Origin of the sequence: Fortiea sp. LEGE XX443 (assembly GCF_015206815.1) — a bacterium.
Classification (GTDB): Bacteria; Cyanobacteriota; Cyanobacteriia; order Cyanobacteriales; family Nostocaceae; genus Nostoc_B.
Genome location: NZ_JADEXZ010000029.1, coordinates 36,399 through 55,822, shown reverse-complemented (window position 1 = coordinate 55,822; position 19,424 = coordinate 36,399). Strand labels below are relative to the sequence as shown.

Below are 19,424 nucleotides of genomic sequence, written 5' to 3'. Positions count from 1 at the left end.
TCTCTTTAGTGTTTTCCGGACTAAAGCTATTGCCGAAGCTTAGGAAACGACAGGTTTTGATGTCCTTAATTAGGGGAACACAAAACTTAACATCGTCATTCTACTACCAAAGTGATGATGAAAACAAAAGACTTTTTCAATAAGTCAAATCTATGTGGAATAAGAATTATCCATAAAACATCTACTATTTTATGACTTACGCAAATATCACTGCAAGGGGCATTGTTGCGTGAATAAGGAAAAAGGGACTTGTTGCGTAAGTCCTGTAACAATTAAGTAGGTCGGTGTTAAAAATTGTCGTTATGACAAGGCAGGAGGCAGAGGGCAGAAGGGAAGAGGTTTTCAAGCTACTTTACTTTCCGTTACATAGTTCGGTTTATTTGCACCTTTCTACTTAGCCTCACCATTGGCCTCCACAAGATGGGAGCAATGGCGCAAAGACTCGTTATTTAGTGATCTTAAAAAATGTAATTTAATATTAGTCACATACTTTCAGATATGATTGCATCCTGAAGATTTGCGCCGCTGAGGTTAGCGCCCCGAAGTTTAGCACCTTTGAGATTAGCATCTTTGAGGTTAGCACCAGCCAAGTTTGCTCCTTGGAGGTGAGCATAACTCAAGTTAGCACCAGTCAAGTCAGCTTCACTGAGGTTAGCTTGCAATAGGTATGCACCAGTTAGGTGAGTATGGCTGAGATTCGCATTGCACAAATTTGTTTTGTAAAGGTAAGCTCCAATCAAGTTAGCCTCGTAGAGGTTGGCTTTGCAGAAATCGGCGGCAATCAAGTTAGCTTCAACTAAGTTGGAGTAGGCGAGGTTAGCACGGATGAGTTTTGCTGCACCTAAATCAGCACCTCTGAGGTTAGCGTCTTTTAATTCAGTGCCTATAAGAATAGCATTGGCGATCGCGGCTTCTTTCAAATTCGCTTCACTCAAGTCAGCACCAATGAAGTTAGCATGACTCAAATCTGCTTGTGTTAAAGTTGCACCCCTTAAGTTAGCCACACTCAAGTTAGCTGCACTCAGGTTAGCTTCAATTAGCTTGGCTTGATAAAGATTTGCGCCACTCAAATCTACATGACTGAGGTTGGCTCGCACGAGTAAAGCATGACTCAAATCTGCTTTAGTCAAGTTGACTTTTTGGAGATTAGCCCCTCTGAGATTATCTCCTTGGAAGTTTGCAGCACTAAGGTCTGGTTGAATCTGAGGATTTTTCTGTCTCCATTCAGTCCAGGTAACTGCACCTGCTTTCAGTAAAACCAGATGCTCTTGATTTGCCATCTTCTCTCCTTTACTCCTGGCGGACACTATTGGGATTTGTCCGACCAGCTACATTTTCAATTGCGGTTAATGCTCCCCTTGCACCTGCTAGAATATCCTGTTCTTGTCCACCTAAGTACAGTCTGCCAAAGCTACCTACAGCTTGCACCTCCAGGATATTTATTGATGCTGCTTTCTCTGCTTCGTTGGCTGCTAATGCGGCGTAAGCAGCTGGTTCAACTTCCAATACATACAACGTTTGTCCTGCTAGTAGTAGTTGTCCTCGGCGCGTGCGGTTAATTAGCTGTGCTTGGTAAGCATCAATGTTGCGAATAATTTGGCTAGAAACAACACGCGGTTTGAGACATTCCTCTCGTCTAACTCCTAGCATGTCCAAAATGGCTTGACCAGCTGTGCGCGTTTCGCCTTGGGAGCCAGAATGAACTTCTAATAAGCCGTATAGCCTTTCAACTACTTGGACTCCAGGACGAACAGAAGCCGCTTTCAGTGCTACATCAGTAATTTTATTGATTTCAATACCCGGAGAGATTTCAATCCACAGTGATGTATCTCCTGGTAATGGCAAGAAACCTTGAGCTACTGTTCCCATATAGGCTGCGTGTTGAGGTTGCAAGCTGTCAAGAAATACGAAACTGCGTAGTTCTATACCCAAGATTTTGCTCTCCAGTCATAAAGTAAAGTTTACATATTGCAATATATGCACGTAACTTTAAACTACCATAAGCTATGTTAGATACCTCGAATCTCATGTCTGGTTAAAGACTGCTCATTAATGAAGATGGAAGTAGCCTCCTGTGTACACACAAACAAGTCTTTGAGAAGGAGGGTTAACTTTTGCAAGCCGATACATTAGCATTGCAAGCCGATACATTAGCATTGCAAACTGATACATTAACATTGCAAACTGATACATTAACATTGCAAGCCGATACATTAGCATTGCAAGCCGATACATTAGCATTGCAAACTGATACATTAACATTGCAAGCCGATACATTAGCATTGCAAGCCGATACATTAACATTGCCGATTAAGGGCTTGTGTTTACACCATAGAGGAAGCAGAGGGGAGAAAGATTTTACAGATGCACTGAATCATCATTAATCAACTGGACATCATAATAATTGCAGACAGAATGCTGCTACAGCAAACCCAAGTCCTTTGTGAAAATAGAGAACCCCAGTTTATTTTGAGAAACCGGGGTTCTGAACTCTCGCAGTATTCACTTATCAAATAGGATTACTCTGAATCGGCGATGTTGTTTATCGCCTTTAGCATTTTCTAGCTTTTATATCTAGGGAAAGTCCTTTACGGGCTTAACTTCCTAAATCTAACTGCAACTGCAACCCATCATTACCATCTGTAGACAAAGATGGCTGAAAGAAAACGGACGTACTAGGCAGTAAAGTTGATCGATTAAAATGCAGTCCATCAGATGGTAATTTATTTCTTTGATTATTGTTGGCGATGCTGTTTATATTTTCTCCTTCAAAAAATTTCATGAAGTCATCTTGGGCTGTTCTAGTACCAATTCCTTCCAGGGAATCACCAGTTATCTTATGGTTTTCCCTCTTGACATTGGGATCTGCTAGTGATTGAGCGTGAACCGGGGTTTCTAAGCTCACAACAGCTGCCACAATTGTTAAAGCAGCAATGATTTTAGCTTTCATAAATTTTGTCCTAATTCTTTTGTGTTGTTTGCTGTTATTTTTTCAGCAGATAATTTGCGTAACTTTTGTTATTAGATATAATCTACGTCTATCAGTATCTTATTTAATATTTAAATTTCCTGTCAATGATTTTTTTTTACTTTATTAAAAAACAAATTCATACATAACATAGCTTGATTGAAGAACATATTTATACATAATCAAAGCCCGAATGAGTTAATTAAATTTGTAAAAATTATTAAATCTTAATTATTTCTTGAAACCTGACGCTGTATACTTATCGCCCTTAACCTGTGGGTCACTAACTAAACTCTGTTGAGTTATACCTTTTCTCTAAAATTAGGCAACACATTCAAACCCCACAACCCATACCAAATCAGAGTTTCTTAATTACGAATTGGTATTATGGTTATATTGAAACAGACGCACTCTCGTCACATCTGTAAATTCCTCGGCAAATATCTCAAGATTAAAGCTACTTTTAAATAAGATCGATTAAGGCATAAATCTATCTAAAGCAGCTTTTAATTGTTCAATTTCATCATCTATATTGCCATCTTTTGCTGCTCTGGCAATACACTCAGTCAAGTGTTCATCTAGCACAATTCTCGCAACCCGATCTAATGCACCCCTAACTGCGGCAATCTGCAACAATACATCAGGACAGGGACTACTTTGTTGCACCATTGTTTTAACACCACGAATATGACCTTCTATACGTGACAGCCGATTAACAATTCTCCGTAAAGACTCTTCACTGTGGATGTGAGAATGACCTGATTCGCCATGCCCATGAACATGATCTATATGCTTTTGATCTGTATCGTCAGTATGGGAGTTTTCTGCTTGCTGGGAGATAGGCAAGGATTCTGGAGTTAATCGATTTGATCCATTCATGGGTGTTAAAGGACTGGTAGTACTAAGATCCTAGCCTAGAGGAAGGAATAGGGAATGGGGAGTAGCTTTCAAGGTAAGTTTTTTGAAGTCGGCAGATGTTGAGATCAACAGAGAGTAAGAACTTGCTCCCTTAGCTTAAATCCCCTACCCCCTAGCCCTAACTTAGATTTACTTGGGGCCGAGAAAGCGGGTAGCGAAATTTTGCGATCGCGTTGGTGACAATGCCCGCGCCTTTAAAATTGCTGCCATCAAAACAGCGTAAGATAAAACCCCAACAACTACTAATAGCAAAGGATGAATAGAACCTGTGGCGTTCCATAAAGTATGGAGTGCGGATGCACTTAGATAACCGATAGAGAGAATTTGCCAACTTTTGCTTGGCTTCAGCACAGCCAAACCGATAAAATACCCCAGATAGCCACTATAAGCCATGTGACCTGCTACAGAGCCTAAAACACGAGGAATGAGCAGTTGCAATCCAGCCAATTGACCAGCCGCACCGATACCTACCTGTTGGATAACATTTTGTGTAATATTTGGTACGTACTGTACGAGCGTTTCCCAAAGTGTGAAACCCAATGCCGAAGCTGTTCCTAGGAGGATACCGTCTAGAGGTTCCCAAATACCTATGCGTTCTCGCCAAGGTGAAGGTAAATTAATCCCAATGAAATACGCTCCTAGTACAGGTAATGCCTTAAGTAATTCCTCCATCAACCCCGCACCGAAGAACATTCGTACTAGCAATTCTGTCAATGTAGTAGAATCCTGAGGTGAAGGTAAATTGCCTGGTAAGACGACACGAAAAACAAAGATAAATAAATCTAAGATAGGACTGAGCAAAATTAATGCTGTAGTTAGTGCTGTAGCAATCAGCACCCACCAAGGTTTTTGCTTGCCACAAAGTTGATAAACAAAGTAGTAGACAACAAAGGCGATGTAAGTGCCGACAATGATTTGGTTAGCCTGTGGCCTGCCAACAGTAGCAAACATTAGCACCACAAAGACTACTGTTAATATTCCTGGTACAAGGTAAGCCTTACGAGTTAAATCTTTACCAGTAGAAATAATAGGAAAAAGCTGCGTAAAGCTAACTGAATCCGGCTGTTTGATTTGGGTATGATTTTGGTAGTTAGCTGCGGAAGGCAATGGTGCGCCTTGTTTGGTCATCATTGTTGGTTGAGATACCAAGTCATACTCAAAAATAAATTGCGGCCCATCGCTACCTAAAGCAATGCGATCGCCTGACTGTAATTCTTGACACCCATAAAAACGTTTACCATTGAGATAAGTACCATTAGCACTGTTTAAATCACAAATTACCCAGGTAAATTTCTGATCTGGAGATGAAGAGAGAGGACGAACCGCAGCATGACGACGAGATACCATCCGATACATCATGGCATCCAAGACAACCTGACAGCTGGGATCACGTCCAATTACCATCTCTTTACTTGCATGTAGCGCGTAACGAGATTCTGAACCAAAAGCTGCTGCATTACCAGGCACCAGCCGCAGAAATGCGTTATGTCTTGCGTTTTTGCCTGTCATCGAGTTAGAGTGTCTTCCCAAACTAATTCATAAGAAATTCTGGTAGGATGACTTAACCTTAGCCACACCAACAGCAGAATTGCTAAATCCACTATAGCTTTAGTCTCTGCCAACAAATTCAAAATTTTATCATGTAAAATTTAAAATCATTTAACTCAATATTGACAAGCATTATGGCAACTTGGAGTATCTTATGTGCCTTTTTGCTGGGGCATATTCATCATAATACATAGCTTTTATCCGACTAAAACCTGACAGCAATGAAATGGCCACCAACGGCTGAAATATTTAGTAGTATTTGCCACATTTTATAGTATTCAATAAAGATAAAATAGCCGACTAAAGAATAAAATAAGAAACCCTACACCCCAAAAGAGTATAAGGCTTTACTAGTTTCGTTTTTCATCCTCAGACTGTCGCAACCTCTGGATGTTCGACCTTAGTACCGAGTACTTTGAGAAATTCTGCCAGCCAACGGGAATGAGCCGGCCAAGCGGGAGCAGTCACCAAGTTTCCATCTACTATGGCCTCATCAACTGGGATTTGCACATAAATACCCCCAGCCGCACGAACATCTGGACTACAAGCTGGGTAAGCTGTGCAACTTTTACCTTGCAGAACATCGGCTGCCGCTAATAACTGTAACCCATGACAAATCGCAGCTATAGGCTTATTTGTATGAGCAAAGTGACGAGTAATTTCTAGCACCTTCTGATTTAAGCGGATATATTCTGGTGCGCGTCCTCCAGGGACTACAAGCGCATCGTAGGTATTAACATCCACCTCGGCAAAGGTAGCATTTAAAGTAAAGTTGTGACCAGGTTTTTCACTATAAGTTTGGTCTCCTTCAAAATCATGAATGGCGGTTCGTATTTTGTCGCCTGCTTTCTTCTCAGGACAAACTGTATGAACAGTGTGTCCCACCATTTGCAAAGCTTGGAACGGAACCATAACTTCATAGTCTTCTACAAAGTCGCCAACCAGCATCAAAATTTTCTTAGCCGCCATGTTTTGTTATCCTCAGTTTTTAGTTATTGGTCAATTGTGAATCACTCTGAACTATTAACTATGAACTACTGACTTATTAAAGCAGATGAAATTCTGCTATAGCTCTGGGAAAATTTTTATTTTCATGACTGGGACGACTGAGTTTAATTAAGGCAAATCGCTGTAAGGGAGTTAAAGTAGTCCACTGTTCTAAAGTTAAGTTAACACCTATTTCTTGGGCTTTTTCTTGCAGAGCAACTGGTACAGTGCTAGAGTCCATCCATGCAGGATAAGGTTCTATTGGTAGTTGTGCCGCAGGTGTACCTGTTCTTTCTAAAATGAGTTGCTGGAGATATTCTCGATAAGTTTCAATTTCTGTTTGTGTAGCACAAGGCAGTTCAACTAAAGCTTCATGCTCATCTTGAGTCATTTGCAGCCAATCAGATAGCTTGAGTTTAATTCCACAAGTATCTAATTTGTATCGCACTTGCATGGGTATGCAGCGTAGAGTATTTACAAAATCTGCTTCAAATTCAAAAAAAAATGTCATATTTTAACTAATTTAAAAATACATTTGCGAAGATTGTTTTATCTTCACATTAATATAAAGACATTTTTTAAAATGTCAAAATTCACTCATTAGTGTGACCGTTTAGAATTACTAGAACGAATTATTAAATAGCTAATTGATAAAGCCAAAATGGCAATACCTAAACCAATTATATCAATACCAGAAACTTTTTCTAAATCAAGAATAATGATTTTACGAGCTACGGCAATTAAAGAGGTGACGATGACTAACTCAACCTGAAAAACATGTTTTCGTAAGTAAGCTGTGATGTTTTCTAAAATTTCTAAGGCAATTAAAATATTCAAAAATAATCCAAATATTTTAAATAATGTTGTGTTAAATTTGCCATAAGGAGTGTCGAATAACTCTTTAACAAGAAAAACACCTAAATCTCCGATCGCCACCAAAATTACTAGCACCATTAAAACAGATAAAATTTTAGAAACTATTACCTCAATATTTTCAACAACGTGCATAAAGTTTTCATCTTTGGTAGTTTCTAAGATGTTTTTCAATAATTTTTTCATCTGCTGCATCCTGGTTTTAACTCAACAAGAAACTGGTAATAAAGCAGAGGTAATATCAATTCAAAAAATATTTACAATATCTCAATCATCTATGGAAGTGTAAGACTTTTTGCTTATACATCCTATATTTGCTGCATTATTTTTTCAAACTGGTATTGTTTATAACTAAGTCTGAAAGATTAGTAATTCTAATTACTACCATTGACTATAGTCTATTGATTGAATCACCAAATACCAATTCTTAATTACCAATTTCTTGTTTAAGGATATACCAAGCAGATCACCATTGCGAGGATTGAAGTTGATAATTTTTGCTTGTAACTTCTAGAGAAACCGGTGCTAGTTGCACTGCACAGGCTTTTAATTCTGGTTGTAAAGAATCGGGACAAGCTTCAGGATGGGTGAGGGCGTTGACTTCAGCCTCATTAGCCCATAGTGCGCCCCAGTGCATAGGGACAAATACTGTACCAGGTGCGATCGCTTTAGTCACTTTTGCGGGAAAATAAGCTTGACCACGACGCGATCGCGCTTCTATCAACTGATTATCAGTAATCCCTAACTTAGCTGCATCACGGGGATGAATTTCCATAAATGGTTCGGGGTGCATTGAGCGAATTTTTTCAATGCGGCCAGTACGTGTTTGGGTGTGCCAATGTCCGTAAAGTCTTCCAGTGGTTAACACAAAAGGATAATTGGGGTCTGGTGGTTCTGCTAACCCTTTAGAGTAATATGCCCCAAATCTGGCGCGACCATCGGAGGTGTGGAAGTGTAAATCGGTATAGAGTCTTTTAGCGGGTGTAGGGTGTAGGGTGTAGGGTGTAGAGGAAGACGATGATTTCTCTCCATTTACTAGTGCGGGATGAGGCCACTGTATGGGGCCTTGTTTTTGCAATTGTTCATGACTAATACCAGACATATCGCATGGGCGATTTTTCGTCAGTTGGGCAAACTCGGCGTAAACCTGTGCAGAGTTAGCGAAGGCAAATTTATCTGCAAAACCCAAGCGCCGTCCGACTTCCGCAAAAATTTCCCAGTCGGCTTTGGCTTCTCTTGGCGGTTGACGAAATGCTGGACATAGAGTTACCCGGCGTTCAGAATTGGTCATCACCCCAGTTTTTTCACCCCACTGGGCAGCAGGTAACAGGACGTGGGCGTAAGCCGCAGTTTCTGTGGGGTAATATGCGTCTTGGTAAATAGTGAAAGGCGATCGCAATAACGCTTTCTTTGTGCGTTCTAAATCTGGCATACTTACAGCTGGATTAGTAGCTGCAATCCACAGTACACCCACATGGCCAGTTTCCAAGCCTGTAATCATATCCCAAGCTGTCAAACCAGGATTAGGTGAAATTTGCCCTGGTTTTAGTCCCCAAAAATTTTCGACTTCGGCGCGATGCTGGTCATTTTTTACCAAACGATAACCAGGTAATAAATGGGCTAAACCTCCGGCTTCTCTACCTCCCATCGCGTTCGGCTGGCCAGTGAGTGAAAACGGCCCCGCCCCTGGCTTACCGATTTGTCCGGTCATTAGGTGTAGATTAATGATGGTTCTGACTTTTGCTGTACCTTCACTTGACTGATTTACACCCATTGACCACAAAGATAATACCCGCTTTGATTGACTCCAGTAGCGGGCTGCGGTTTCTAAATCTTCGATGCTGATACCACATTGATGCGCTACCACTTCGGGGGGATAGTGGCGAATTACTTCAGTGTATGCAGAAAAATTGCTGGTGCAGTCGTCGATAAATCCTACATCGATGAGTTTCCAACGCATCAATAAATGAGCGATACCATTTAACAAATCGATATCTGTACCAGGACGAATTGCTAAGTGTAAATCTGCTGCTTCTGCGGTGGGTGTACGCCGAGGATCAACCACAATCATTTTTACTTTGCGGTTTTTTCTGTGGTATTTTTCCAGTCTATTAAAAACTATTGGATGACATTCCGCCGTATTTGTACCAATTAAAAATGCACAATCAGTTAATTCTAAATCTTCATAGCAGCAGGGCGGCCCATCAGCACCAAAACTTTGAATATATCCAGCTACAGCACTGGACATACATAACCGTGAATTAGCATCAAAATTGTTAGTTCCTAAACAACCTTTCAAAAGTTTTTGGGCAGTGTAATAGTCCTCGGTTTGAAATTGACCGGAACCATACATACATATAGTTTCTGTCCCTTGGGTAAAGCGTACAGTTTGAATGCGTTTGGTGATGAGATCAAAAGCTTCATCCCAACTAACTCGCCGGAACTCTTGATCTAAAGAGTCTCTTACCATTGGGTAGTGTAATCGATTTTTATCTAAAGATTCAGCGATCGTTGCACCTTTAACGCATACCATACCCTGGCTTGATGGGTGCGATTTATCGCCTCGGACTCGCCAAATAGGATTTCCTTGACTATCTCGATTAGTGGCTTTGTTAAGTTGCGCTGGCGGAGAAACTTCTAAACCACAGCCAACGCCGCAGTATGGACAAAGAGTTTTAGTAAAGTCAGTCATTGCAGCACCACTTTATTATTTTTGAAGAGTAGACACAATTATTTTTGAAGAGTAGACACAGATAATTTATCTGTGTTCATATGTGGTTTTGATAAAAATAATTTAAGTTATTAGTAATAGAGATTAATTATTAACCGCTGATGCACATAGCATTAAATAAAAAAATCAGGATGAAATTAGCTAAATAAACGTGAGTTTGATGAACCTCTCCCAACCCCTCTCTGACGCGGAGAGGGGTTTAAATACCTACGTTAATAATTTCATCCTTGATTTTCCGAGGTTATTCTTCAGCTAAAATTGTTGATTGTTGATTTGAAGCTTCTGCTGATTCTTCCGGCGCACCATCAAAGGAATCTTGTGGTTCTTTGAGGAAGAAAGCACACATAAAAGCACAAATCAATGCTGCTATGGCCATTGTGGAAAATAGGGTTGGTGCATCAGTTAAGCTGTAAATTGTCAGGTAAACTACGCCGCCAAAATTACCGTAAGCGCCGACGTTACCTGCAATTTGTCCGGTGGCTTCTTTTTTGATGAGGGGAACAATACCGTAGGTTGCACCGCAGCCTGCTTGGGCAAAGTAAGCACAAAACATAGTAACTGCGATCGCTAGTGGAATTGGCCAGTTACCATTAATAAAATGTGCCATCAAATAGCCAACACCAATGCCAACTGAAATAATTGTCATTGTCCATTTGCGAGAACCAAATTTATCAGAAATCACCCCACCACTGGGACGAGAAACTAAGTTTAAAAATGGATAAGTTGCCGCAATCATGCCTGCAACTACGTGTTCTAAACCAAAGGTTCTTTCAAAGAAGGCTGGTAGCATGGAAACAGCTGCTAATTCTGAACCAAAGTTAGTTACGTAAGTAAATTCGAGTATCGCTACTTGGCTAAAGTTATAACGCTGTGTAGGGGCGTAAGTTTTTTTGCCAATTAATAGTTCTTTGTTAACTTCGTAAGCTTTGTAAGTTTGGTAAGCAAATAATCCTAATAATGCTAACCAAACTAAATACATTTGACCCAGAGTTAAGAAGTGAATATTCTTTTGTTCTAACCGCCAAGCTAATAAACCAAGGGCGAAGATTAAACCAAAATTTGAAACAATCATCGCCCAGAAACTTTTGACACTGGTAACTTCCAAAGCACCATTTTTCTTTGGTCGCTTGTAGACTTTGCCAGCAGGCGTGTCTTGAACGCTGTTGAAGTAAATCACGCCATAGATAGCAGCTATGATACCAGTAAGAGCGATCGCCAACCGCCAGTTAGAAGCGCCACCAGCCAAAAAGCTAGTAGCAACAGCAATCATCGGTAAAGCAAATTCTGCACCGAAAGCCCCAAAGTTACCCCAACCGCCGTAAATACCTTGGGCGCTTCCCATTTCTTTCGGCGGGAACCATTCAGCTACCATGCGGATACCGACGACGAACCCAGAACCGACAATTCCCATTAACAAGCGGCTAATTACTAGTTGGTTAAAATCCTGTGAGAACGCCGTAGCTAGACAGGGAACAGCCGCAAACATCAACAATATTGAATAGGTAATTCTGGGGCCGAAACGGTCTAACAGCATCCCAATAATTAGCCGCGCGGGAATTGTTAAGGCTAAATTACAAATTCCTATAGTTTTAATTTGCTCAGGTGCTAAATGTAATTCTTTACCAATGGTGGTAGCAAACGGAGCAAAGTTAAACCAACAAACAAAGGTGAGAAAAAAGGCAAACCAAGTCTGATGTAAGATGCGATAACGATCCCTGAATGAAAATAAATTTTTCAGCATTCCAATCTTCCTAATTTTATCAGTTATCAGTTATCAGTTATCAATTCACTGTTCACTGTTCACTGTTTACTGTTCACTGTTTACTGTTTACTGTTCACTGTTCATCATGGGCAAATCGACGATAAAGGAAATCGAGGGCGTAGTTCCGCAGGTTGTAGTATTCTGGGTCTTCCATGATGCGGCGACGGTTGCGGGGACGAGAAAAGGGAATCTCTAAAACTTCACCGATTTGAGCAGCCGGGCCATTAGTCATCATCACCACTCTGTCGGCTAGGAAAAGCGCCTCATCAATGTCGTGAGTAATCATCAAGACGGTAACTTGATGGTCAGTCCAGATTTGCAGTAATTCTTCTTGCAATTCTTCTTTGGTGATTGCGTCTAATGCACCGAAGGGTTCATCCAGAATTAAGACTTGGGGACGGATAGAAAGGGCGCGAGCGATCGCAACTCGCTGTTTCATCCCCCCAGAAATCTGATGCGGTTTCTTGTCGGCGGCTTCTGTGAGTCCCACCATTGCTAAGTGTTCTCTAACAATGGCGCGTTTTTCTGCTTGGGGCTTTTTAGGAAATACGGAATCAACAGCTAGATAAACGTTCTCAAAAACACTCAGCCAAGGAAGTAAGCAATAGTTTTGAAATACCATCATCCGGTCTGGCCCTGGTTCGGTGATGGGTTGGTCTTGCAGCATGACAACACCATCGGTAGGAGTGTTGAAGCCTGAAACCATGTTGAGGAGGGTGGATTTACCGCAGCCAGAATGACCAATTAAACAAACAAATTCGCCTTCACGTACTTTGAGATCAATACCATCGAGGACGGTGAAAGGGCCTTCGGGAGTTGGGTAAATTTTGCTTACGCCTTCGATTACAAGGAAGTTATCTGCTTTGGTTTGTGGTTGTTTGAGTTGAGTATTTTTGTTTATTATTTGCATGATATTTTTTGGTTTTGCTAAATGAATTTATTAAGACCTACGTAAGAACTCTCTTAAACTTTTATTCCTCTGTGTTCTCTGCGCCTCTGTGGTTCGTTATTTTGTTACTAAATAAAGACTTCCTCAATCCGTATATCTCGCTTGATTTCCAAGCCTTTGAGATACTCTAGAGGTTCGGAGGGGTTAAAAGTTTTACCGTCGAATAGGTGAATGGGGTCGTCGTAGCCAGTATCGAGTAAGCCGAGGTCGCGGGCGGCTGCACCAAATATGTCTGCACGGCAGACTCTTTCGATAACTTCTACCCAGTTTTTCGGGAAGGGTGTTAAGCCCCAGCGTGCTAGTTGAGTTACCATCCATAAGATTTCAGTGCGGTTGGGATAGTTAGTTTTGTTTAGGTAAAACTGGTTGTAGGCTGTGAGTGATTGGGGTTGTGTACCGTCGCCGCGATCGTAGGGATCGGTGAAGCCTGGGCGAATGTATGCAGGATTGACGTTGAGGTATTCAGGACGGGAAATTAATTGCAGAATTTCTTCGCGGTTGCGGAGGTCATCACAATATTTGCAAGCTTCTAGGAGGGCTTTAATGAGGGCTAAGTAAGTTTCGGGATACTGCTGCGCCCATTCTTCCCGCACTCCTAATACTTTTTTGGGCTGTCCTGACCAAATTTCTAGGGCGGTGGCTGCAATAAAACCTACGTCATCATGAACCGCCATGTAACTCCAAGGTTCACCCGCACAGTAACCGTCAATGGTTCCGGCTTTAAGTTGAGTGACCATTTCTGTTGGTGCGATCGCAGTTAAACTAACATCTATATCAGGATTAATCCCGCCCGCCGCTAACCAATAACGCAGAATTAAGTTCTGCATAGATGTAGGATGAACGACTCCCAAGGTCAAAATTTGGTCGGGAGTAGCATTAATGGCAGCTTTGAGGTCGGCTAAATTTCTTACACCTTCGCTATACAGCCTTTTACTTAAGGTGATAGCGTTAGCATTCCGGGAAAGATTAAGAGCGTTAACAACTGGAATTGGTTTTTTACCACCAGCACCTAAAGTTAGCGCTAAAGGCATTCCTGCAACCATCTGGGCTGCGTCTAAGGAGCCTGTAGCAACACCTTTGGCGATTTCATTCCAATTGGCTGCACGAGAGAGAGTTATTTCTAAACCATATTGAGCAAAAAAACCTTTTTCTTGAGCCACAATTAAAGGTGCAGAATCAGTCAAAGGTAAAAAGCCAATTTCGAGGTTAACTTTTTCTAAACCTCTTGGAGATACCGCCACAGATGCGGCTGTTTGCTGCGCTTGGCGTTTCTTGGCTTGCTTTTGTTGGTTGAGGAAGTAAATCATCTCATTTCGCAGATTGTAGTAACTGGGATGATTAACGACTTCCAAACGTTGACGAGGGCGAGGAATAGGTACTTCCAGAATTTGCCCAATGTGTGCTTCTGGGCCATTAGTGAGCATAACGATGCGATCGCTCAACAATAATGCTTCATCCACATCATGAGTTACCATCACACAAGTAACATTATGCTCATTGCAGATTTTCATTAACTGCTCTTGCAAACTCCCCCGTGTGAGCGCGTCTAAAGCACCAAAAGGTTCATCTAGCAATAACAACTTCGGACGAATAGCCAAAGCACGGGCGATCGCAACTCGTTGTTTCATCCCCCCAGATAACTCACTGGGACGCTTCTTCGCCGCCAGACGCAAGCCCACCATATCGATATGCTCTTCGATGATGGACAAGCGATCGCGTTTCGATTTATTTTGATAAACCTCATCCACAGCCAAAGCAATATTTTCCCGCACCGTTAACCAGGGAAGCAACGAGTAATTTTGAAACACCACCATCCTGTCTGGACTAGGTTCTCGAATTTCCTTACCTTCCAAAGTCACGCCGCCAATACTAGCCCTATCTAGACCCGCAATAATATTGAGTAAAGTAGACTTACCGCAACCAGAATGTCCAATTAAAGAAACAAATTCACCCTGACTGATTTTCAACTCAATATTTTTCAGGGCGATATATTTCCCACCATTCGGCAAATCAAAAATTCTATCAACGTGGTCAACTTCAACAAAAGTAGTCATTTGTCATTTGTCCTTTGTCATTTGTTTCTAATACTCGTTCTCTATAAACCTCTCTTTCTCTGCGCTCTCTGTGCCTCTGCGGTTCGTTTAATAGAGATTATTAACTCTTGACTACTTCTGTTCTGCCACCATTTTACTAGCAATAAAACCGACCAATCTATCTAACAGCAACCCAACCAAACCAACATATATCAACGCCAAAATAATCTCACTCAAATTTGTTTCCGTCGTCGTATTGTAAGCATCCCAAATAAACGAACCAATGCCCACACCACCGACTAACATTTCCGCCGCCACAATTGCCAACCAAGACAAACCAATGCCAATGCGTAACCCCGTAAATATATAAGGCACAGTCGCCGGAAAAACTATTTTCAAGAAATACTTTGCACCTTTTAGTTTTAAAACCCTGGCTACATTCACATAATCTTGAGGAATTTGCTGCACACCAACTGTTGTATTAATAATAATCGGCCAAATCGACGTAATAAAAATCACAAAAATCGCAGAAGGATTAGCTTGTTGAAATGCCGCTAAAGAAATCGGCAACCATGCCAAAGGCGGTACAGTCCGCAACACTTGAAATATCGGATCTACAGCATTATATACAAACTGATTAGCACCAATTAAAATTCCCAGTGTAATCCCCACAATTACCGATAAAGAAAAACCTAAACCAACTCGTCCTAAACTAGTAAGAATTTGCCAACCCAAACCCTTATCACTTTCACCATTATCAAAAAATGGGTGAATAATAAAAGGATCAAAAGTTTCAGTAAAAGTTTCTATTGGCCCCGGCAATTTAAAATTAGGATTTAAACAAAGTAATTGCCAAATTACCAGAAAAATAGCTAGTGCAACCAAAGGCGGCACAACTTTTTTCATAATAAATTTACTAATCGCCTTTTGCGGCTTTTTTCTAAACGCGCGACTTCCAGTAATAGCAGTCATTGTCTTATTTTTCCTCTAGAAAATCAGTAAATTAACTTTTCAAACTCTTTCTTCTTTGCGCCCTTTGCAGTTCGATAAAAAATTCCTATTTAGTTTTTTTAACGCAAAGTTACACAGAGGCTTTCTGATAACTACACTTTCTTAATTTTCAAACCTTGTAAATATTCTTCAGGTTTCTCAGGATCAAATTTCACGCCATCAAAGAAAGTTTCAACACCACGAGAACTGTTAGTAGGAATTTCGGAATCAGGAACACCGATCGCCTTAGCAGCCTTTTTCCACAAATCTTCTTTATTTACCTGATCAACAATTTCTTTAACTTTGGTATCTTTCGGCAAATAACCCCAACGGATGTCTTCAGTTACAAACCAAATATCGTGACTCTTATAAGGATAAGAAGCATTATCAGACCAGAATTTCATCCGATATGCAAATTCTTTTTCTGTGCGACCATCCCCATAATCAATATTGCCTTTAGCCCGTTCTACAATATCTGCGGCAGCAACATTAAAATATTTGCGATCAGCACAGATTTTGCACATTTCTTCTTTGTTTTCTAGTTTGTCACACCATTGTTGTGCTTCTAAAACTGCCATTAATAATGCTTGTGTTGCGTTGGGATTTTTATCAACCCAATCTTGGCGCATAGCAAAGGCTTTTTCTGGATGATTATTCCACAATTCGCCTGTTACTAAGGCTGTGTAACCTAATTTTTGGCTCACTAATTGAGCGTTCCAAGGTTCACCAACACAGAAAGTATCAACAGTACCGACTTTCATATTGGCAACCATTTGTGGTGGTGGTACAGGTTCTAAAACCATATCTTGATCTGGGTTAATACCACCGGCAGCTAACCAATAGCGCATCCATAAATCATGTGTTCCACCAGGAAATGTAATCCCAGCTTTTAAAGATTTTTTATCAGCTTTGGCTTTATCGGCAGATTCTTTAAGTGCTTTGCTTTGTAAATTGACTTGAAGTTCTTTAAATTTATTGGCAACGGAAATAGCCTGACCATTTGTATTCAATCGCGCCAAAATATACATTGGCACTTTATCGTTGATGGTCATTAAATAAGGCATGGGGCTAAGGATGTGTGCGCCGTCAATGCCATCGCCAGCTGAACCGATTTTTAAGTTGTCGCGGGTGACAGGCCAAGATTTTTGTTTGATGACTTCGACATCTGTCATACCGTATTTGGCAAAGAAACCTTTTTCTTTGGCAATAATTAAGGGTGCAGAATCGGTGAGGGCGATAAATCCTAGTTTGGCTTTGGTTGTCTCGACTTTGGGAGCATTACTAGAGGTGGAGACATTCGCTGCTGGTGCGGCAGATGGTGTGTTTCCTTCGGTGGTGGTTGTGTTGTTGGTGGAGCAGCCATGCACGATGATGGAAGCGGCGGCGGCTGCACTTGTGGTGTAAATAAATTTGCGTCTGGAAAGATTTGTCATTTGTCTTTTGTTATTTGTAGGAGTTACGAACCGCAGAGGCGAGGCAGTGCGTTGGGCGGCTCCGCCGACTTGAAGCAACTGCCGCGCAAAGAGCGCGAAAGGTAAGAGGGTTTGCGTAAGTTACAGAAATAAAGTGGAAGACAGAAGCATAAAGTTTCATACTTCAGCCTACCCTGCGGGAAGCCGTGCAGAGCGCGTCTACATACTTCAGACTTCTACTAAGGCTTCTTGTTTGAGTTGTGCGCCGAAGTGTTTGATGAGTAAGTCTTGTAGTACTGGTTGCAAGTCTTCGCAGGGTATTCCTTTAATGGCGCAAGTGCCTAGATGAGCCTCTTTGCCGACTTTACCGCCCATATAGATGTCTACGCCTTCTACTGCTTTGCCATCTTTACGCGCTTTTGTACCCATTAAGCCGATGTCTGCAACTTGTGGCTGTCCGCAGGAGTTGGGGCAACCAGTCCAGTGAATGCGAACTGCTTGGGTGAAGGTTAAGTCTGCTTCTAAAGCTTTAACAGTTGCTAGGGCGCGGTTTTTGGTTTCGATGAGGGCGAAGTTGCAAAATTGTGCGCCGGTGCAGGATACTAGCGATCGCGCTAATGCCCCAGGATTGATCGAAAATCTTTCTAGTAAAGGTTCTGTCAGCAATGTTGTTAGACACGCGTCTGAAATATTGGGAATGATGATGTTTTGCTCAACTGTTAGTCTGATTTCACCACTGCCGTAAACTTCTGCTAATCTGGCAATTTCAAACATATCTTCGGCATACAACCGCCCAACGGGAATGTGCAAACCTATATAGTTCAATCCTGGTTGTTTTTGTTTGTATACACCGATATGGTCACGTTTTTCCCAGTCGATTTCGTCTTTGGCGGCTGCGGGTAATAAGGATTTACCTAAACGTTGTTCGACTTCGGCGCGAAATTTATCTATACCCCATTCATCAATCAGCCACATTAGACGAGATTTCAGGCGGTTAGCCCGTGAACCCTTATCTCGAAACACTTCTAAAACGGCTCGACATACAGCCACGACATCTTCCGGCGCTACCCAAGCATTTAAGGGAATTGCAGCATCACAGCGTTTAGCTGAGAAAAAGCCACCAACTAAGATGTTGAAGCCGAATTGGAGTGCTGAGTGGGAAGAGGAACTTACAGCAAAATTTCCCCCTTGCTCCCTGCTCCCCTGCTCCTCTGCTTCTTGATAGGCTGGCACAAATGCCAAGTCGTTAATTTCGGCGTGAACTGAATTGTCTCGTCCACCAGTAATAGCAATATTAAATTTGCGTGGGAGATTGCTAAACTCTGGGTTGCCTTCTCCTTTATTGGTGAGCATATCTTGAATTTGCTGCACCAAATCTCGCGTATCGTATAATTCATCGGCATCCAGCCCAGCTACGGGATCACCAGTGATGTTGCGGACGTTATCCATCCCTGATTGAACAGTGGTTAAACCGACAGCGTGAAGTTTATGGAAGATATCGGGTAAATCTTCAATTTTGATGCCCCGCAATTGAAGATTCTGTCTTGTAGTAATGTCAGCGCTACCGTCATCGCCGTAACGCTGCAATACTTCTGCTAACACACGCATTTGATCGCTGGTAAGGATACCGTTAGGCATCCGCATCCGCATCATGAATTTACCTGGGGTAACTGGGCGGAAAAATACTCCTACCCACTTGAGCCGATGATCGCGATCGGTTTCGTCCATTGCTTCCCAACCCAAAGCGGCAAATTTTTCGATCTCCGCTTTAACGGCAAGTCCGTCTTTTTCAGCTTTGAGTTTTTCAAATTTATTGAGGCTGGTTTTGGTGGTAGTTCCTGTATCTGTCATGAGCTAACTCTCATTGCAAATTGCTAATCCAGTGAGAACTTCAGGCGGTAGTTACCCAATATCAATCAACCCGTAGTTTTCTGTTCTACGAGGTTCGATAATTTGAAACTGATAGATATTTATTGCTCAGATAATTTATTGGCTACTTAATGACAGGCTAGTGCCGCAAGGCGGAAGTCAAAAGTCAAAAGTCAAAAAGCTTATAGAATAAACTTTTTGGCTATTTGGAATGAGTGCTTTATTGACAATGAACGCGGCCTCGTAAGTGGAGGAGAGTTAATTTGTATTTTTTGACATTGGGGGAGTTAGACAAGTAAATAAGGCAATTGTTTATGTAACAATTTCGATACTTCTAAGGTTAAGGTGGGATTTCTGCTAAAATCGTATAAATAGCTACAAATT

Annotated in this window: 16 protein-coding genes; 1 reads left to right on the top strand and 15 read right to left on the bottom strand. The window is 41.5% G+C overall.

The window, feature by feature from the left end:
• Positions 1 to 482: 482 nt before the first annotated feature.
• Positions 483 to 1,280 (bottom strand): pentapeptide repeat-containing protein, encoded by a 798-nt coding sequence (locus tag IQ259_RS13225; RefSeq protein WP_193885396.1) that lies wholly within the window; start codon positions 1,278 to 1,280, stop codon positions 483 to 485.
• 10 nt (positions 1,281 to 1,290) lie between these two features.
• Positions 1,291 to 1,932, bottom strand: a complete 642-nt coding sequence (locus tag IQ259_RS13220) for a hypothetical protein (protein WP_193885394.1) — start codon at positions 1,930 to 1,932, stop codon at positions 1,291 to 1,293.
• Between the two features lie 182 nt (positions 1,933 to 2,114).
• On the opposite strand from IQ259_RS13220, the gene IQ259_RS13215 reads away from it, so the two are divergent.
• Complete coding sequence (locus IQ259_RS13215) at positions 2,115 to 2,384, top strand: hypothetical protein (RefSeq protein ID WP_193885392.1); 270 nt, start codon at positions 2,115 to 2,117, stop codon at positions 2,382 to 2,384.
• 212 nt (positions 2,385 to 2,596) lie between these two features.
• On the opposite strand, the gene IQ259_RS13210 is transcribed toward IQ259_RS13215, so the two are convergent.
• The 13 genes from IQ259_RS13210 to IQ259_RS13150 all read right to left on the bottom strand — a co-directional run bounded on the left by IQ259_RS13210 (position 2,597) and on the right by IQ259_RS13150 (position 19,022).
• Positions 2,597 to 2,950, bottom strand: coding sequence for a hypothetical protein (locus IQ259_RS13210; protein WP_193885390.1), 354 nt, complete (start codon positions 2,948 to 2,950; stop codon positions 2,597 to 2,599).
• A 495-nt stretch (positions 2,951 to 3,445) separates the two neighbouring features.
• Positions 3,446 to 3,847 (bottom strand): metal-sensitive transcriptional regulator, encoded by a 402-nt coding sequence (locus tag IQ259_RS13205; RefSeq protein WP_193885389.1) that lies wholly within the window; start codon positions 3,845 to 3,847, stop codon positions 3,446 to 3,448.
• Between the two features lie 168 nt (positions 3,848 to 4,015).
• Positions 4,016 to 5,395, bottom strand: a complete 1,380-nt coding sequence (locus IQ259_RS13200) for a PrsW family glutamic-type intramembrane protease (RefSeq protein ID WP_193885387.1) — start codon at positions 5,393 to 5,395, stop codon at positions 4,016 to 4,018.
• Positions 5,396 to 5,803: 408 nt separating this feature from the next.
• Positions 5,804 to 6,403 (bottom strand): DJ-1/PfpI family protein, encoded by a 600-nt coding sequence (locus tag IQ259_RS13195; RefSeq protein ID WP_193885385.1) that lies wholly within the window; start codon positions 6,401 to 6,403, stop codon positions 5,804 to 5,806.
• 76 nt (positions 6,404 to 6,479) lie between these two features.
• Positions 6,480 to 6,932, bottom strand: a complete 453-nt coding sequence (locus IQ259_RS13190; protein ID WP_193885383.1) for a nitrate reductase associated protein — start codon at positions 6,930 to 6,932, stop codon at positions 6,480 to 6,482.
• Between the two features lie 89 nt (positions 6,933 to 7,021).
• On the bottom strand, positions 7,022 to 7,480 hold the full coding sequence (locus tag IQ259_RS13185) for a phosphate-starvation-inducible PsiE family protein (RefSeq protein WP_193885419.1): 459 nt from the start codon (positions 7,478 to 7,480) through the stop codon (positions 7,022 to 7,024).
• A 280-nt stretch (positions 7,481 to 7,760) separates the two neighbouring features.
• On the bottom strand, positions 7,761 to 9,986 hold the full coding sequence (locus tag IQ259_RS13180; RefSeq protein ID WP_193885381.1) for a molybdopterin oxidoreductase family protein: 2,226 nt from the start codon (positions 9,984 to 9,986) through the stop codon (positions 7,761 to 7,763).
• Positions 9,987 to 10,266: 280 nt separating this feature from the next.
• Complete coding sequence (locus IQ259_RS13175; RefSeq protein ID WP_193885379.1) at positions 10,267 to 11,766, bottom strand: NarK family nitrate/nitrite MFS transporter; 1,500 nt, start codon at positions 11,764 to 11,766, stop codon at positions 10,267 to 10,269.
• Between the two features lie 94 nt (positions 11,767 to 11,860).
• Entirely contained in the window at positions 11,861 to 12,697 is an 837-nt protein-coding gene (locus IQ259_RS13170) for a nitrate ABC transporter ATP-binding protein (RefSeq protein ID WP_193885377.1), read from the bottom strand.
• A 107-nt stretch (positions 12,698 to 12,804) separates the two neighbouring features.
• The gene (locus tag IQ259_RS13165; RefSeq protein ID WP_193885375.1) at positions 12,805 to 14,790 is read right to left on the bottom strand and encodes a nitrate ABC transporter ATP-binding protein; all 1,986 of its coding nucleotides are present in this window, start codon (positions 14,788 to 14,790) and stop codon (positions 12,805 to 12,807) included.
• A 111-nt stretch (positions 14,791 to 14,901) separates the two neighbouring features.
• Positions 14,902 to 15,741, bottom strand: a complete 840-nt coding sequence (gene ntrB / locus IQ259_RS13160; protein WP_193885373.1) for a nitrate ABC transporter permease — start codon at positions 15,739 to 15,741, stop codon at positions 14,902 to 14,904.
• Positions 15,742 to 15,872: 131 nt separating this feature from the next.
• Complete coding sequence (locus IQ259_RS13155; RefSeq protein WP_193885371.1) at positions 15,873 to 17,192, bottom strand: CmpA/NrtA family ABC transporter substrate-binding protein; 1,320 nt, start codon at positions 17,190 to 17,192, stop codon at positions 15,873 to 15,875.
• A gap of 207 nt (positions 17,193 to 17,399) precedes the next feature.
• On the bottom strand, positions 17,400 to 19,022 hold the full coding sequence (locus IQ259_RS13150; RefSeq protein WP_193885369.1) for a ferredoxin--nitrite reductase: 1,623 nt from the start codon (positions 19,020 to 19,022) through the stop codon (positions 17,400 to 17,402).
• Positions 19,023 to 19,424 lie beyond the last annotated feature (402 nt).

Excerpts from the sequence above, each read along its gene's own strand:
- IQ259_RS13225 (WP_193885396.1), bottom strand. The coding sequence starts at position 1,280 with ATGGCAAATCAAGAGCATCTGGTTTTACTGAAAGCAGGTGCAGTTACC.
- IQ259_RS13210 (WP_193885390.1), bottom strand. The coding sequence starts at position 2,950 with ATGAAAGCTAAAATCATTGCTGCTTTAACAATTGTGGCAGCTGTTGTG.
- IQ259_RS13205 (WP_193885389.1), bottom strand. The coding sequence starts at position 3,847 with ATGAATGGATCAAATCGATTAACTCCAGAATCCTTGCCTATCTCCCAG.
- IQ259_RS13200 (WP_193885387.1), bottom strand. The coding sequence starts at position 5,395 with ATGACAGGCAAAAACGCAAGACATAACGCATTTCTGCGGCTGGTGCCT.
- IQ259_RS13195 (WP_193885385.1), bottom strand. The coding sequence starts at position 6,403 with ATGGCGGCTAAGAAAATTTTGATGCTGGTTGGCGACTTTGTAGAAGAC.
- IQ259_RS13190 (WP_193885383.1), bottom strand. The coding sequence starts at position 6,932 with ATGACATTTTTTTTTGAATTTGAAGCAGATTTTGTAAATACTCTACGC.
- IQ259_RS13185 (WP_193885419.1), bottom strand. The coding sequence starts at position 7,480 with ATGAAAAAATTATTGAAAAACATCTTAGAAACTACCAAAGATGAAAAC.
- IQ259_RS13180 (WP_193885381.1), bottom strand. The coding sequence starts at position 9,986 with ATGACTGACTTTACTAAAACTCTTTGTCCATACTGCGGCGTTGGCTGT.
- IQ259_RS13175 (WP_193885379.1), bottom strand. The coding sequence starts at position 11,766 with ATGCTGAAAAATTTATTTTCATTCAGGGATCGTTATCGCATCTTACAT.
- IQ259_RS13170 (WP_193885377.1), bottom strand. The coding sequence starts at position 12,697 with ATGCAAATAATAAACAAAAATACTCAACTCAAACAACCACAAACCAAA.
- IQ259_RS13165 (WP_193885375.1), bottom strand. The coding sequence starts at position 14,790 with ATGACTACTTTTGTTGAAGTTGACCACGTTGATAGAATTTTTGATTTG.
- ntrB (WP_193885373.1), bottom strand. The coding sequence starts at position 15,741 with ATGACTGCTATTACTGGAAGTCGCGCGTTTAGAAAAAAGCCGCAAAAG.
- IQ259_RS13155 (WP_193885371.1), bottom strand. The coding sequence starts at position 17,192 with ATGACAAATCTTTCCAGACGCAAATTTATTTACACCACAAGTGCAGCC.
- IQ259_RS13150 (WP_193885369.1), bottom strand. The coding sequence starts at position 19,022 with ATGACAGATACAGGAACTACCACCAAAACCAGCCTCAATAAATTTGAA.